The sequence below is a fragment of the Paraburkholderia sp. JPY419 genome, from assembly GCF_050435705.1.
Taxonomy (GTDB): Bacteria; Pseudomonadota; Gammaproteobacteria; order Burkholderiales; family Burkholderiaceae; genus Paraburkholderia; species Paraburkholderia youngii.
Genome location: NZ_JBNDKV010000001.1, coordinates 1,098,169 through 1,112,382, shown reverse-complemented (window position 1 = coordinate 1,112,382; position 14,214 = coordinate 1,098,169). Strand labels below are relative to the sequence as shown.

Here is a 14,214-nt window from a genome sequence, read left to right as displayed (position 1 = left end):
GACGCCAAAGCAAACCCAATCCGGCAAACCGACTCACGCATAACGCGCGAGAAACATATCCGCCGCTGCCTCCGCGATTCGCTTCTGCTCGCCGGCATCGAGCGGCACTTGACCCATCGCCACTTGCGGCCAGAAGGCAAAGGCCTTCACGAGCCCCTGCAACTGCAGTGCGGCGAAGACGGGGTCGCCGGTCTTGATGCGGCCGTCCGCGGCAGCCGCCCGGACCCACGCGGTCAGATCCTCCTCGCGCTCCCCCATGCGTGCGACCATATCGCGCGCGCGCTCCGGCGAATGGATGCCAGCCGCGATCGCCACCCGTGCCAGCGACAAGAAAGACTCGTCGTTAAGCAGGCTCAGCTTGCGCTCCAGCAGATCGAGCAACTGCGCGCGCAACGGTCGATCGGCGCGGTAGCAGGGCGCATTGCCATCGTGGCTCGCGTCCCACAGTTGCTGGAGAATCGCCGCGAAAAGCGCTTCCTTGCTCGGGAAATGGTTATAGACCGTGCGCTTCGAGACGCTCGCGCGGGCGGCGATGCGGTCCATGCTGGTTGCGTCGTATCCGGCCGCGAGGAATTCCTCGATCGCGGCGGTGACGATCGCGACGCGCTTTCGGTCAGTCAGACGTTGGGGGCGGGCGGGCGATTCCATCCCCTAATTTTACACTGGTCAGTTTACTTTTCTTGAAAATAAACTACACTGCCGGGTGTACATTTTCTTCGAAAGGTCAACTTCATGACGTCGCTTCCCGCCTATGTCCGCCAAATGCTCGGCGTGAACGCCGCGCAACGCAGCCGCGCGAAGTTCGGCCTGTCGCCGCAGCATGACGGCGAGCGCTTTCGCAACGTCAAGCCGCGTCCGGCGCAAAGCCTGCGCAAAACGCTCGGGCTCGCGTGGACGGTACTGTTCAACAAGCCGCGCGGCACCGTCCCGGCCGACGCGTTGCCCGTCGAAACGCTGACACGCGCGCGACTCGATGCGGCGCCCGATCGCAGCCTGTACCGGCTCGGTCACTCGACGATGCTGCTGAAGCTGCGCGGCAAGTTCTGGCTGACCGATCCCGTATTCGCCGAGCGGGCGTCGCCGTTCCGCAATCTCGGTCCGAAGCGCTTTCATGCGCCGCCGATCTCGCTCGACGATTTGCCGCCGCTGCATGGCGTGATCCTGTCGCACGATCACTACGACCATCTGGACCGCGAGACCGTCCTGATCCTGGCGCAGCGTACCGAGGTGTTCTTGACGCCGCTCGGGGTCGGCGACCGGCTCATCGAATGGGGTATCGACGCGGCGAAGGTCCGGCAGTTCGACTGGTGGCAGGGCACGGTGGTCGAGGGCATCGAGTTCACCGCGACGCCGGCGCAGCACTTCTCGGGGCGCAGCCTGTTCGATGGCAACCGCACGTTGTGGGCGTCCTGGGTGATCGTCGATAACGATCTGCGCGTATTCTTCAGCGGCGACACCGGCTACTTCGATGGTTTCAGCGCGATCGGCGAGCGCCTCGGACCATTCGACGTCACGTTGATCGAGACCGGCGCGTACGACGCGATGTGGCCATACGTCCATATGCAGCCCGAAGAAACCGTGCAGGCGCATATCGACCTGCGCGGCCGCTGGCTCGTGCCGATTCATAACGGCACCTTCGACCTCGCGATGCATCGCTGGCAGGAGCCATTCGAGAGGGTGACGGGGCTGGCGCTCGCGCGCGGCGTCGCGCTGTCGACACCGCGCATGGGCGAGCGGCTCGATCTGACTGCGGTGCATCGCGGTGAACGCTGGTGGCGCGGGGTTGCGGAAACCGTCGCTGCGCCGAAGGCTGCATGGCGGATGTGTGCGTCGTGCCGAGCCGGCGCGGAGGAGCCTTCCTGACGTCTTCCGGGTTAATTCTTCAGGTCGGCGAGAATGTGCTCCGCGAGAAAATCGCACACAGGTCGCTTCGAAGCCGCGCTTCGCGCCAGCACGACTTCGAGCGTGCCGATTTCCGGCAGGCCATTCGCGGCCCCCAGCAGCGAGAAGTGAGCCGGTACCGCGCACTTGGCCAAAGGGGTCACCGCGAGTCCGGCCTCGGCCATCGTCAGCAGACCCAGCAGACTCGGACTCTCATACGACGTTCGATACGTGATGCGCGCACGCTCGAGGCTCCGGATGGCCTTCTCTCGCGCGACGCTGCCGGGCAAAAACACGGCGATGGGCAAGGGCCTTTCGCGCCAGATCTCGGTCGCGCCAGGGGCGGCGGCCCACACCATCGGTTCGTGACGCAGGAACTCGCCGTGCAATCCTTTCACGCGCGTCGCGCAGACGAGATCGACCGTGCCGTCCTTCAACATCGGCTCGAGCGCGACGCTTGGCAGCCCCACCACCTGAATCTCCACCTTCGGATAGGTCGCCGAGAATTTCTTGAGGATCGGCGGGAACAGTGACGTCGCATAGTCGTCCGGCACGCCGATCACCACGCGCCCGGTCACGTCGGGCCGAACCACCGCTGCCCACGCTTCATCGCGCAGCGCGATCATCCGTCGTGCGTAGGTCAACAGCATTTCGCCGTCCTGCGTCGGCACCACGCTGCGAGGCTTGCGCACGAACAGCGCCTTGCCGAGCGCCGTCTCGAGCGTCTTGATCTGCATGCTCACCGCCGATTGCGAGCGATGCACGACCTGCGCCGCGCGACTGATCGTGCCGGCGTCCGCCACCGCGATGATCATCGACAGCACGTCCAGATCGAGCGCTTTCATTTCCGTTGCCATGATGGTTCGTATCAGAAAAGTAGATCGATTCCATCAATATTATGCGATTTTCTTTTGCCAGCACACCATCGATAGTGTCGCCAAAGGAGCCCTTTGATGAATGCACGTACCAGCCCATCGATCCTGGCCTCAGCCTATGGCGCGTCCGCGCCGTCGTTCGTGACCACCGCATCGAGTGTTGCCATACCGTATGTCGAGTCCGGGAGCGGCGAGCCGATGGTGTTCGTGCACGGCTCACTTTGCGACTATCGCTACTGGGACGCCCAGATGGCTTCGCTGTCTGGCCGGTTTCGCTGCTTCGCGCCGAGCTTGAGCCATTACTGGCCCGAGATCGATGCGTTTGGACACGGCGACTTCAGCTGGGAGGCGCACGTCGAGGAAATGGCCGGATTCATCACGGCGCTCGACCTGGCTCCGGTTCATCTGGTCGGTCACTCGCGGGGTGGGTGCGTGGCATTCCATCTCGCGCGTGCCTATCCGCGCCTCGTGAAAACGCTGACGCTAGCCGATCCCGGCGGCCCGCTGCAAACCGAACCGCGGGGTCAGCCCGCGTTCATGCCGCCGGCGACCAACGTGTTGCGCGCCCGGGTCGCGGAACTGATCGAGCGGGGCGAGTACGACGCCGGCTTGTCGATGTTCGTCGACTCCGTGAGCATGCCGGGCTACTGGAACAAAAGCCCGGCGAGCTTTCGTCGCATGGCGCTCGACAACGCGCTCACGCTGCCGAAGCAGTTGCTCGATCCGCTTCCGGCCTATACGCCGGAAGCCGCGCGCGATATCAAGTGCCGTACGTTGTTGATCGACGGCCAAAGAAGTCCCCGCATGTTCCGCAATACGGTCGACAAGCTCGAACAGTGGATCGAGTTTGCCGAACGCGAAACGATCGACGGTGCGTCGCATGGGATGAATGTCGCGAGACCGGATGCGTTCAATCGGGCGGTCACGACCTTCGTCGCGTAGCCCGGCCACGCATCGCGCGCCGCTCAGTGTTGAGACACGGCCAGCAAGGTATCGATCTTGTGATCCTGGGCCAGCAGCTCGGCCGCCGTGCTCGAATGAATCACCGAGCCGCGCTCCAGCACCACGGCGTTGTGCGTAATGCTCAGCGCCTTGCGCGCATTCTGCTCGACCAGAATCACCGACAGGCCTTCGTCGCGGATGATCTCCGACAGGATGCGCATCAAGTCCTGCACGATGATCGGCGCGAGGCCTTCGAGCGGTTCGTCGAGCAGCAGCACCCTGGGATTGAGCATCAGCGCGCGGCCGATGGCGAGCATCTGCTGCTCGCCGCCGGAAAGCTGATTGCCCATATTGGCGCGGCGCTCCTCCAGGCGCGGAAACATCTTGTAGATGCGCGCCAGGTCCCAGGGACCGGACACGGCGATCGCGCTCAGGTTCTCTTCGACCGTCAACGACTTGAAGATATTGCGTTCCTGCGGGACCCAGCCGATGCCGGCCAGCGCGCGCTGGTGCGGCTTGAACCCGGTGACGTCCTTGCCATCGAGCCAGATCCGCCCGCTAAAGCGACGCGTGTGACCGACGATGCTGTTGATCAGCGTGGTTTTACCCGTGCCGTTGCGGCCAAGCAGCGCGAGAGCCTGGCCGTGATCCAAGGCCAGATCGATACCCGTCAGGATTTTGGCTTCGCCGTAGCCCGCTACGACTCCTTCCAGCTTCAGCAATTCAGACATATTCACCTCCAACCAGCTCCTCGCCCAGATACACGGCCTTCACGCGAGGATCGCGGGCGATGTCCGCGCATGCGCCCTCGGTAAGCAGACCGCCGCTCACCAGCACAGAGATGCGGTTGGCAAAGCTGAACACGAGGTCCATGTCGTGCTCGATCAGCAGAATGGTCACGTCGTCGGGCAATGCGGCGACCGTATTGAGAATCTCGCGGCGTTCGCCGTCGGGAACGCCGGCCACGGGCTCGTCCAGCAGCAGCACGCGCGGCTTTGCCGCCAGCGCCAGCGCGATTTCGAGCAGGCGCTGCTTGCCGTAGGGCAGCACGCGCGTTTCGCGACTCATCACGTCGAGCAACTTGCACTGTTCGAGCAGCGAAGCGACCTCGTCCATGATTTCGCCACGCTGACCGAGCGCACGCCAGAAGCGTGCGCCCAGGCCGTCGCGCTCGGAGATCGCGACGGACAGCGATTCGGCCGGCGTCATGTGCCTGAAAAGCTGGTTGATCTGGAACGTGCGGACGAGCCCGGCGCGAGCCCGCTTGTGCACGGACAGCGACGTGATGTCGTGGCCTTCGAGCTCGATACGGCCCGAAGTCGGCGACAGCACGCCCGTCAGCTGATTGATCAGCGTCGTCTTGCCGGCGCCGTTGGGGCCGATCAGCGCCTGGCGGGCGCCTTTCTCGACCGCGATCGACACGTCATTGGTGGCGACGAGGCCGCCGAAGCGCTTGATCAGATTGAATGTTTGCAGTGCGATCGTCATGCTTTGCTCCCGCTGCGACGGAACCACGTCCACGGACGCACGAGCCGCTCGTGACCGACGATCACGATGATCACCAGCAGCAAGCCGATCCAGAACTGCCAGTATTGCGGCGTGATGTCCGCCAGCCGGTCCTGCATGAACCTGAATACGACCGCGCCGATGATGCCGCCATACAGATAACCCGCGCCGCCGATCATCAGCATCAGCAGCACGTCGGCCGAGCGGTGGAAGTCGAGCACGTCGAGCGACGCGAAGCCGGTGGTCTGCGCGAGCAGGGCGCCGGCCACGCCCGCGTAGGCCGCGCTCAGCGTGTAGACGGCAGTTCGGCGCAGGTTGACCGGCACGCCCATGGCCGCCGCGCGAAGCGGATTCTGGCGGATCACCTGCAGCGACATGCCGAACGGCGACTTGACCACCGCGCGCGCGATCACGAACAGCACGAACAGCGTGACGGTCGAATAGGTGTAGGCCACCTTGCCGAACAGATCGAACTCGATGTGACCAAAGAGCGGCACCATCGGCACGCCGGTCATGCCGTCGGCCCCGCCGGTGAGCCAGCCGAGCTTGTTGGCCAGTTCGTGCAGGATGGAGGCCACACCTAGCGTCACCATCAGGCGCGTGAGGTCCGAACCGCGCATCACCAGCACGCTGGTGGCGAGGCCCGCCAGCGCCGCCACTCCGCACGAAAGCAGCATGCCCAGCAGCGGATCGACATTGAAGTACTTGGCCAGCAACGCAGCCGAATAAGCACCGAGACCGAAAAAGGCCGCATGGCCCAGCGACACGATGCCGGTATAGCCGAGGATCAGGTCCAGCGATACCGCGAACAACGCGAGAATCGCCATCTCGTTGAGCAGCAGGAAGTTATTGAGCGGCGTCACGCAGATGCCCAGCGCCACGATCCAGAAGATGATTTCCGCCGGGCGCCAGCGCGACCACTGCCTGCCCATGCTGCGGACTTCGGGCACGATCGTGGATGCACCCATTTCGCTAGAAGTTGCCGACTTCATTTGCCCCCCGCCCTGACGAATAGACCCTGTGGTCGCCACATCAGGGTGATGATCATGACGCCGTAGATGATGAATGCCCCCAGATCGGGGATGTAGTACTTGCCCGCCACGTCCGCGATGCCGAGCAGCAGCGAAGCCAGCAGCGGACCGGTCAGCGAGGTCGTGCCGCCCACCGCGACCACGACCAGGAAATAGATCATGAACTTGAGCGGAAAGATCGGATCGAGGCCGAGCATGTTTGCGCCGAGCGCGCCGCCGAGGCCGGCGAGGCCCGAGCCGAACGCGAAGGTGGTCAGAAACACGAAGTTGATGTTGATGCCGAGGCCGCTCGCCGCGCGCGGATCATCCACCGATGCGCGCAGGCGGCTGCCAAAGCGGGTTTTGGTCAGGATCAGCTGGAGCGCGACGACGAGTACCACGCAGACCAGGATCACGAACAACCGGTAGTAACCGATGCCGATGCCGGCGAACACCGTGCGGCCCTGCAGCCATTGCGGCAGGTTCAGGAACTGCTGGGTCGAGCCCATGAAGTAGTCGACCGTCGCGATGGCCATGAAGGTCAGGCCGATCGTAAACAGCACCTGATTGAGTTCGGACTGCCCGTACACGCGCTTATACAGCGTGCGTTCGAGAATGCCGCCAAGCACCCCGGACGCGACGAACGCAATCGGCAATGCGCACAGGAAAGGGATGCCCAGACGCGACATCGCGAGCACGGTGGCGTAGCCGCCCACCATGGCGAAGGCGCCGTGAGCGAGATTGACGAAGTTCATCAATCCCAGCGTGATGGCCAGACCGCTCGCCAGCACGAACAGAAGCATGCCGTAGGCAATACCGTCGAAGAGAATGGTTAGCATGAGTTTTTACCGCCGAAACGCCGCGCCCCTGGCAGTGCGAGGGGCGCGGCGGGCAAATCGAATGATCCGGATACGGCGTGCCTCGCTTTCGCGAGCTTATTTGATCTTGGCCGGATCCTTGACGGCGTCGATCTTGTCGAACGACACGTTGAACAGCTGGCCATTCACGCGTTCCGTCCGGGTGATGTACACGTTCTGGACCATTTCACGCGTCTGCGGATCGAGTTCCACCGGGCCGCGGGGGCTGTTCCATTTCTGGCCCTTCATGGCTGCCAGCAGCTTGTCGCCGTTGGTGTCGCCCTTGGTGGCTTGGAGCGCCGCGTAGATCAGGTGCATGCCGTCATAGGCGCCGACGCTGTGGAAGTTCGGGCGCATGCCGGGGTTGGCTTTTTCGAAGGCGGCCACGTAGGCGCGGTTCTCGGGATTGTCGAGAGCGGCCGAGTAGTGCATCGATGTCACCGCGCCCAGCGCCACGTCACCCATGGCGTTCAGGATGTCGTCATCCACCACGTCGCCAGTACCGATCAGTTTGATGCCCTGCTTGCTCAGGCCGCGCTCGGCGAACTGCTTCATGAACGCGGCGCCGGCACCCGATGGCACGAAGATGAACAGCGCGTCAGGCTTCAGGTCGGCGACCTTCTGCAGGAACGGCGAAAAGTCCGGGTTGGCGACCGGCACGCGCAGTTGCTCGACGACGCTGCCGCCTTCCGATTCGAAGACCTTCTTGAACGAGTTCTGCGCGTCGATGCCGGGACCGTAGTCGGCGACCAGCGTGACCGCCTTCTTGATGCCGTTCTTCGGCGCCCAACGCGCGATGCCCAACGTGTTCTGCGGCAGCGTGAAGCCCGCGCGCACGATGTAAGGCGATTGCTCGGTGATCATCGCGGTGGCCGCGTTCATCACGATCATCGGCACCTTCGCCTGGGTCGCGAGCGGCGCGGCGGCGAGCGCCAGCGGCGTGAGCCCGAAGCCGGCCAGCACCGACACGTGATCCTTGACGATCAGCTCCTGCGCGAGGCGCTTGGTGGTATCCGGGACGTTGGTGTCGTCCTTCAGGATGACCTGGATTTTCTTGCCCGCGACCGTGTCGCCATGCTGGGCCATATACAGCTTGACCGCCGCGTCGACCTGACGACCCGTGGACGCGAACGGTCCGCTCATCGGAACGATGAGCCCGACCTTGACCACATCGTCCGCATGGGCGACCACGCTCGAACCTGCCAGCACGAGTGCGGCGGCGGCCTTAAGCAAAGTGCGCTTTTTGTTTTGCATTCGATTTCCTTGCTAACGAACCACGTAAACAACGTTGAAAATCGGACCCCTTGTTCATTGCTGGGCGAGCGCTGTGAGCGGGGTCCGGCGTAACGGTTTGCACACCCGAAGCCGAGGGATTGAATGATCGGTTGGGAGTAGCGCGGTCATGAAATCCGGCGGTGAGCCTGCCAGTGGCTAACGACCGTACTGTGTCTTGTCGTGGGGCGTGGGCACGGGATGGACGTGGCCGTCATTGGATCGGCGCGCGTGCCGCTGGACCGGCGCTCGGGCGGGTCGGGCGGATAATGCGTTGACGTCGATCAGCTTGCATCCGAACATCTTTTGTCCCCTCTACGGAGGCCTCCCGATTGTGGCCGGCTCGGCTGCGAACCCGTCCGGCCACGCCGGCGGTGCAGGTATCTGTTCGCTTCTGCGTGCGCTTTTCGACTCGCCGATGTGGCGGTCGCCCCCGCGCCGCGGAAGACGTTATGCTCCGGCAGGCTGCTTGAAGTTGTTGGCCTGCCGTGCGCACCCAGCACGATAAGCACGCGCGCCAAGGGTTGAAAGAGCGGGTTAACCACATACGCATGGTTCCGCATGAATCGCGCATTGCCGGGTCCGTGCGCGGGCGGCGGCGATCTGCGTCGCGCGGAACCTCGCCCCGGTAGGGCTCGACGAACGTCGCGGGTGAGGCATCCAGGTTTGGTCTGGCGTGGTCTCGCGTCGCGTGTGATAAACAGATTCGATACCCCGGGAAGGAAATCGCAACCCTTGAATGCGTGCCGCCGCAAGTATTCGTAAAGCTGTCAACGTCCGAACAGGTTTTCCCTGATTTGCCGCAGATGGTTCGTCAATAGCTCGCAAGCCATCTCGGCATCGCGATCGCGAAGCGCATCCACGATCGCGCGATGCTGCGCCTCATATTGACTGCGCCGCTCGGGCGTCAGCGACAGGCGCTTCAGACGTCCCCACTCGCCCTGTTCGCGCACCTCGTTGGTCAATTCGAGCACGCGCAGAAAGAAGGTGTTGTGCGTAGCGACCGCCAACGCGCGATGCAGCTCGCCGTCCCAGTGCTCGAACTCCTCGATGGTTTGCGCCGCCTCGGATCGCTCGATGCAGTCGCTCATCTGCGCGAAGTCGGCCGCCGTGGCATATCGGACGATGAGCCCGGGCATCAGCGGCTCGATCAAAAGCCGCGCTTCCATCAGTTCGGCTGGGCTCGTCTGCACGGCGTGCGGCTTCGCCTCGGGTAGCGGCGGCGCAGGCACGCTTGCGCCAGGCAGCACGAACGTGCCGCTGCCGACCGTCTGCCGGATCAGCCCACGCTCTTTCAAATCGGCGAGGACTCGCCGGACGGCGCCACGTGAAGCGCCGAACTCCTCGCTAAGTTCGCGTTCGGGCGGCAGGCGCACGCCTTCGGCGAAGCGTCCGCTGCGAATCGCTTCCTCCAGATAGCTGGCGAGCTCCCGTGCCCCTTTCGCCCTGACTGTCAGCCTTGTGTCGACGTCACTCATACCCCTGTCCTGCTGCGCATCAAACAAGAACCAATTGGTTCTGATTTTTGGTTAACCCTGGTTCTTTTCGTCCGGTTTTGGTCCTACAGTGGTTCCAGATTGACCCACCAGACCTAGATTAAAGGCCCATCATGAAATTAGCAACCTTGCGCCACGACGGCGCGACGGCGGTCGCCCTGGTCGACACCGACGCCGGCGTTTATTGGCCGGTATCCCAGCTCTGCGACGGCTTTTCCGGCGATATGGTCCAATTGGTACAACAATTCTCCGACCTGCGCGAGTCGCTGTGCCCGCGCGGCGAAGGGCGCCCGCTCGCGTCGGCGACGCTCCTCGCGCCGATCGACCAGCCGCGCCGCAACGTGTTCTGCGTCGGCAAGAACTATCACGACCACGCCGAAGAGTTCAGCAAGTCCGGTTTCGACAAGAGCGCGCAGGCAGGAGAGCACATACCCGAAGCACCGGTCGTTTTCACGAAGCCCGCATCGACGATCATCGCGACTGGCGAGCGCATTCCGCGCCATGCCGACGTGACGCAACAGATGGACTACGAAGTCGAGATCGGTGTCGTCATCGGCAAGGCAGGTCGCGCGATCTCGAAGGCGAAGGCGCTCGATCACGTGTTCGGCTACACGATCATCAACGACGTCACCGCGCGCGATCTGCAAAAGCTGCATCGTCAGTGGTTCATCGGCAAGTCGCTCGACGGCTTCTGCCCGATGGGCCCGTATCTCGTGACGGCCGACGAACTCGACGCGTCGAACATCGACGTGCGTTGCTGGGTCAACGGCGAGTTGCGTCAGGAATCGAACTCGAAGCTCTTGATCTTCGATATCCCGACGATCATCGCGACGCTGTCGGCCGGCATGGAACTGCAGCCCGGCGACGTCATTGCGACGGGCACGCCGGCCGGTGTCGGCATCGGCTTCAATCCCCCGAAATTTCTGCAAAGCGGCGATGTCGTGCGCATGGAGATTCCGCGCATCGGCGTCCTTGAAAACGAGGTGGCGTAAACATGGCAACAACTCAAGTGCAAGGCATCTTCATCGAGATCGAAGGCGACGGCGCGCCGGTCGTGTGCATCCACGGTCTCGGCGGTTCCTCGAACAACTGGACGCCGGTGCTGCCGGCGTTCGAAGGCAGGAAGGTCATCCGCATCGATCTGCCTGGCAGCGCGCGTTCGCCGTTGCCCGCGCAGAAGCTGTCGATCGATTCCTACGTGAACACGATCGCCTCCGTGCTGCGCGAACTGCAGGTGAGCGACGCGGACATCGTCGCGCATTCGATGGGCACCATCGTCGCGCAGCATCTGGCCGTCAGGCATCCCGAGCTGGTTAAAAGCCTCGCGCTGTTCGGGCCGCTCATTGCTCCGCCCGACGCCGCGCGCGACGGCATGCGCCAGCGCGCGCGCATCGCGCGCGACCAGGGCGTGCCGGGCCTGCAGGAAATCGCCGATGCGATCGTCAAAGGCGCCACCAGCGACGAAACCAGGTCGCAGCGGCCCGTGACGCTCGCGCTCGTGCGCGAAAGCGTGATGCGTCAATCGCCCGAAGGTTACGCGCAAAGCTGCGAGGCATTGGCTGGCGCGCAGGCGGCGGAGATCGAACGCATCCAGGTGCCGACGCTGCTGGTGACAGGCGACCAGGACGGCGTTGGCAAACCCGATGCGGTGAAGGCGATGGGCGAGCGTATTGCGGGGGCGAAAGTCGTCGTGCTGAGCGGCTGTGGTCACTGGACCACGTTCGAAAAACCCGTCGAAACGACGGCGGAGTTGAAGCGCTTCTATCAAGCGGCTCGGTGACGCATTGAACAGGTGGGCGCCGCGTCGATCAGAATAGCCGCGCAGAACGGCGATCGACGGGCCCCCGATCGGGAAACAGGCACAGTCAGGCAGTAACCAACCGGCGGCGGACGCCCGTGCGCGTTCGACCCCACGTGGAGGAGACAGACATGAGTTCGATCTTGTTTACCAACGTATCGGTTTTCGATGGTAGCGGTGCTCAGCCCTTCAGAGGCCAGGTGCTGGTGGACGGGCAGCGCATCGTCCGCGTCGCTCGCGACGACGAGCCGATCAACGCGCCCCAGGCACAGCGTATCGACGGCCGTGGCGCATTCCTGATGCCGGGCATGACCGAAGCGCACACGCATTTCTCGTGGAACGACCAGCCGTCGCTGTCAGCGATCCAGTTCATGCCGCCCGAGGAGCACATGCTGTGGTGCGTGCGCGTCGCGAAGCGTTATCTGGAAATGGGCTGGACCTCGGCACTGGGCGCGGCCGCCGCCAAGCCGCGGCTCGATGTCGTGCTGCGCAATGCGGTCAACGCCGGCGAATTTCCGGGACCGCGCTATCTGGCGGGCAGCCAGGAGATCACCGTTCTCGGCGGCCTCGCGGACAACACGCTGCCGCACATGCCGTTCAAGGAACTGAACTTCGGCGCGGTCGTGAGCGGGCCGGAAGAAATGCGCGCGACCACGCGCATGTTCGTCAAGTACGGTGTCGATCATCTGAAGATCAATCTGTCGGGCGAGTACATCGCGGGCATTTCGGCGGAATCGTCGCCGTTTTCCGAGGAAGAGATCGCGATGCTCGCTGCCGAGGCGAAGCGCGCCGGCAAGCGCGTGGCCGCGCATGCGCGCTCGAGCGAATCGGTCAAGCAATGCGTGCGGCACGGGCTCGAACTGATCTTCCATGCGAGCTTCGCCGACGAGGAAGCCCTCGACATGCTCGAAGCAAACAAGGAAAAGCACTTCGTCGCGCCGGGCATCGGCTGGCTGATCAGCACGCTGTATCACGCGGAGAAGTGGGGCATCAGCGAGGAACTGGCGACGAAGATGGGCTACAAGCGCGAGCTCGAAACCGCCGCGGTGACGCTGCAGAAGATGCACAAGCGCGGCATCCGCATTCTGCCGGGCGGCGACTACGGCTTTGCGTGGATGCCGCACGGCACGAACGCGCGCGACCTTCAATACTTCGTCGACTACATCGGCATGACGCCGATGGAGGTGCTGATCTCGGCCACGCGCTACGGCGGCGAGCTGATGATGATGCCCGACGAGCTCGGCCAGATTCGCGAGGGCTATCTTGCCGACATCATTCTGGTGGACGGTGATCCGCTCGCGGACCTCACCGTGCTGCAGGACCCGAGCAAGATCACGCTGGTGATGAAGGACGGCGACATCTTCAAGAGCGCGCACGACGCGCTGCCGCCGCGCGGCGAACTTCATGTAGGCGCGGCGTTGCCGGCCGATCCCGGTGTCGGGACGGCGGCATCCGCGCCTGTGCACTGAAACTGCATCGCCCACCAGAAGTTGCGCGGAGCCGGCCGCACGCCGCGGCTGGCGCCTTCGCGCGCACACCAAACATCAGGAGACGACATGAAACCGCGCACTTTGCTTGCCACCGTGGCGACTAGCCTCGCGTGCGCATCGGCGTTCGCCGCCGCGCCCGATATCGGCCTGTCGAACGGCTATTTCGGCACCGAATGGCGCAACCAGATGATCGACGGCGCCAATCAGCAGTTCCAGACCTACAAAACCAGGGGCCTGGCCGACAAGCTGATCGTGCAGCAATCGGGCGCCAACACTGGTCAGCAGATTCAGGACATGCGCAACATGATTCGCCAGAAGGTGGGCGCGATCATGGTCGACGCGAACTCGGCCACCGCGCTCAACGGCGTGATCTCGGAGGCGCAGCGCAGCAAGATCCCGGTGGTGTCGTTCGACCAGGCGGTATCCAATCGCTACGCGACGAACGTGACCGTCGATCACTACAAGTGGGGTCAACGCTACGCCGAATGGATCGCGGAGCAACTGCACGGCAAGGGCAATGTCGTGGTGCTCGACGGCATCCCCGGACATCCGGCGGCGGAGGCGCGCAAGAAGGCCGCGCTCGAGACGTTCGCGAAGTATCCGGGCATCAAGGTCGTCTGGTCCGGCTATGGCGAATGGGACGAGGCCAAGGCGCAAGCGGTGATGGCGACGGTGATCGCGGCGCAACCGCAGATCGACGCGGTGTTCACCGAAGACGCGATGGCGCTCGGCGTTCTGCGCGCATTCGAGAACGCGAACCGGCGCGTGCCGATCATGACCGGCGAAGCGCAAAAGGGCTTTCTGACGGAATGGAAGAAGCAGCGCGACGCCGGCAATCCGATGAAGGTGTTCGTGCAGGTGAATCCGCCCGACATCAGTCGCACGGCGCTCGGCATCGCAGTGCGCCTCGCGCACGGACGCACGCTCAAACCGCTGCCCGACAACACCTACTACTTCCCGATCACGAGGACCGTGACGGCCGAGAATCTCGATGCTACGCTCGCTTCGATGAGCGACAAGCCCGACAGCTACTTTCTCGGTCAATGGCTGAGCGAAGCCCAGCTCGATGCGCTGTTCACGCAATAGC

14 protein-coding genes are annotated in these 14,214 nt (G+C 63.8%); 6 read left to right on the top strand and 8 right to left on the bottom strand.

Annotation, left to right across the window (positions count from 1 at the left end; translation table 11 throughout):
- Window positions 1-33 precede the first annotated feature (33 nt).
- On the bottom strand, window positions 34-648 hold the full coding sequence (locus QFZ91_RS05155) for a TetR/AcrR family transcriptional regulator (protein WP_429566462.1): 615 nt from the start codon (window positions 646-648) through the stop codon (window positions 34-36).
- Window positions 649-732: 84 nt separating this feature from the next.
- Here QFZ91_RS05155 and QFZ91_RS05150 point away from each other — a divergent pair, with 84 nt between their 5' ends.
- A complete protein-coding gene (locus tag QFZ91_RS05150; RefSeq protein WP_429566461.1) occupies window positions 733-1,863 on the top strand; it encodes an MBL fold metallo-hydrolase in 1,131 nt (376 codons plus the stop codon).
- 11 nt (window positions 1,864-1,874) lie between these two features.
- On the opposite strand, the gene QFZ91_RS05145 is transcribed toward QFZ91_RS05150, so the two are convergent.
- A complete protein-coding gene (locus QFZ91_RS05145) occupies window positions 1,875-2,726 on the bottom strand; it encodes a LysR substrate-binding domain-containing protein (protein WP_176111970.1) in 852 nt (283 codons plus the stop codon).
- A 108-nt stretch (window positions 2,727-2,834) separates the two neighbouring features.
- Between QFZ91_RS05145 and QFZ91_RS05140 the strand changes: the two genes are divergently transcribed.
- Window positions 2,835-3,698 (top strand): alpha/beta fold hydrolase, encoded by an 864-nt coding sequence (locus tag QFZ91_RS05140; RefSeq protein WP_429566460.1) that lies wholly within the window; start codon window positions 2,835-2,837, stop codon window positions 3,696-3,698.
- Window positions 3,699-3,721: 23 nt separating this feature from the next.
- On the opposite strand, the gene QFZ91_RS05135 is transcribed toward QFZ91_RS05140, so the two are convergent.
- The 6 genes from QFZ91_RS05135 to QFZ91_RS05110 all read right to left on the bottom strand — a co-directional run bounded on the left by QFZ91_RS05135 (window position 3,722) and on the right by QFZ91_RS05110 (window position 9,821).
- Window positions 3,722-4,429 (bottom strand): ABC transporter ATP-binding protein, encoded by a 708-nt coding sequence (locus QFZ91_RS05135; protein ID WP_176378292.1) that lies wholly within the window; start codon window positions 4,427-4,429, stop codon window positions 3,722-3,724.
- Complete coding sequence (locus QFZ91_RS05130; protein ID WP_176378291.1) at window positions 4,422-5,186, bottom strand: ABC transporter ATP-binding protein; 765 nt, start codon at window positions 5,184-5,186, stop codon at window positions 4,422-4,424. The genes QFZ91_RS05135 and QFZ91_RS05130 overlap by 8 nt, the downstream gene beginning before the upstream one ends.
- The gene (locus tag QFZ91_RS05125) at window positions 5,183-6,172 is read right to left on the bottom strand and encodes a branched-chain amino acid ABC transporter permease (protein WP_429566658.1); all 990 of its coding nucleotides are present in this window, start codon (window positions 6,170-6,172) and stop codon (window positions 5,183-5,185) included. The genes QFZ91_RS05130 and QFZ91_RS05125 overlap by 4 nt, the downstream gene beginning before the upstream one ends.
- 20 nt (window positions 6,173-6,192) lie before the next feature.
- On the bottom strand, window positions 6,193-7,053 hold the full coding sequence (locus QFZ91_RS05120; RefSeq protein ID WP_429566459.1) for a branched-chain amino acid ABC transporter permease: 861 nt from the start codon (window positions 7,051-7,053) through the stop codon (window positions 6,193-6,195).
- Between the two features lie 96 nt (window positions 7,054-7,149).
- Complete coding sequence (locus tag QFZ91_RS05115; RefSeq protein WP_429566458.1) at window positions 7,150-8,325, bottom strand: ABC transporter substrate-binding protein; 1,176 nt, start codon at window positions 8,323-8,325, stop codon at window positions 7,150-7,152.
- A 788-nt stretch (window positions 8,326-9,113) separates the two neighbouring features.
- A complete protein-coding gene (locus tag QFZ91_RS05110; protein ID WP_368621267.1) occupies window positions 9,114-9,821 on the bottom strand; it encodes a FadR/GntR family transcriptional regulator in 708 nt (235 codons plus the stop codon).
- 131 nt (window positions 9,822-9,952) lie between these two features.
- Here QFZ91_RS05110 and QFZ91_RS05105 point away from each other — a divergent pair, with 131 nt between their 5' ends.
- The 4 genes from QFZ91_RS05105 to QFZ91_RS05090 all read left to right on the top strand — a co-directional run bounded on the left by QFZ91_RS05105 (window position 9,953) and on the right by QFZ91_RS05090 (window position 14,213).
- Window positions 9,953-10,831: a fumarylacetoacetate hydrolase family protein gene (locus QFZ91_RS05105; RefSeq protein WP_429566457.1), complete on the top strand. Its 879-nt coding sequence runs from the start codon at window positions 9,953-9,955 to the stop codon at window positions 10,829-10,831.
- A 2-nt stretch (window positions 10,832-10,833) separates the two neighbouring features.
- Window positions 10,834-11,619 (top strand): alpha/beta fold hydrolase, encoded by a 786-nt coding sequence (locus QFZ91_RS05100; protein WP_429525182.1) that lies wholly within the window; start codon window positions 10,834-10,836, stop codon window positions 11,617-11,619.
- Window positions 11,620-11,768: 149 nt separating this feature from the next.
- A complete protein-coding gene (locus QFZ91_RS05095) occupies window positions 11,769-13,106 on the top strand; it encodes an amidohydrolase family protein (RefSeq protein WP_429566456.1) in 1,338 nt (445 codons plus the stop codon).
- 87 nt (window positions 13,107-13,193) lie between these two features.
- Window positions 13,194-14,213 (top strand): ABC transporter substrate-binding protein, encoded by a 1,020-nt coding sequence (locus tag QFZ91_RS05090; protein WP_429566455.1) that lies wholly within the window; start codon window positions 13,194-13,196, stop codon window positions 14,211-14,213.
- The last annotated feature ends 1 nt before the right edge of the window (window position 14,214 follow it).

Excerpts from the sequence above, each read along its gene's own strand:
- QFZ91_RS05155 (WP_429566462.1), bottom strand. The coding sequence starts at position 648 with ATGGAATCGCCCGCCCGCCCCCAACGTCTGACTGACCGAAAGCGCGTC.
- QFZ91_RS05150 (WP_429566461.1), top strand. The coding sequence starts at position 733 with ATGACGTCGCTTCCCGCCTATGTCCGCCAAATGCTCGGCGTGAACGCC.
- QFZ91_RS05145 (WP_176111970.1), bottom strand. The coding sequence starts at position 2,726 with ATGAAAGCGCTCGATCTGGACGTGCTGTCGATGATCATCGCGGTGGCG.
- QFZ91_RS05140 (WP_429566460.1), top strand. The coding sequence starts at position 2,835 with ATGAATGCACGTACCAGCCCATCGATCCTGGCCTCAGCCTATGGCGCG.
- QFZ91_RS05135 (WP_176378292.1), bottom strand. The coding sequence starts at position 4,429 with ATGTCTGAATTGCTGAAGCTGGAAGGAGTCGTAGCGGGCTACGGCGAA.
- QFZ91_RS05130 (WP_176378291.1), bottom strand. The coding sequence starts at position 5,186 with ATGACGATCGCACTGCAAACATTCAATCTGATCAAGCGCTTCGGCGGC.
- QFZ91_RS05125 (WP_429566658.1), bottom strand. The coding sequence starts at position 6,172 with ATGGGTGCATCCACGATCGTGCCCGAAGTCCGCAGCATGGGCAGGCAG.
- QFZ91_RS05120 (WP_429566459.1), bottom strand. The coding sequence starts at position 7,053 with ATGCTAACCATTCTCTTCGACGGTATTGCCTACGGCATGCTTCTGTTC.
- QFZ91_RS05115 (WP_429566458.1), bottom strand. The coding sequence starts at position 8,325 with ATGCAAAACAAAAAGCGCACTTTGCTTAAGGCCGCCGCCGCACTCGTG.
- QFZ91_RS05110 (WP_368621267.1), bottom strand. The coding sequence starts at position 9,821 with ATGAGTGACGTCGACACAAGGCTGACAGTCAGGGCGAAAGGGGCACGG.
- QFZ91_RS05105 (WP_429566457.1), top strand. The coding sequence starts at position 9,953 with ATGAAATTAGCAACCTTGCGCCACGACGGCGCGACGGCGGTCGCCCTG.
- QFZ91_RS05100 (WP_429525182.1), top strand. The coding sequence starts at position 10,834 with ATGGCAACAACTCAAGTGCAAGGCATCTTCATCGAGATCGAAGGCGAC.
- QFZ91_RS05095 (WP_429566456.1), top strand. The coding sequence starts at position 11,769 with ATGAGTTCGATCTTGTTTACCAACGTATCGGTTTTCGATGGTAGCGGT.
- QFZ91_RS05090 (WP_429566455.1), top strand. The coding sequence starts at position 13,194 with ATGAAACCGCGCACTTTGCTTGCCACCGTGGCGACTAGCCTCGCGTGC.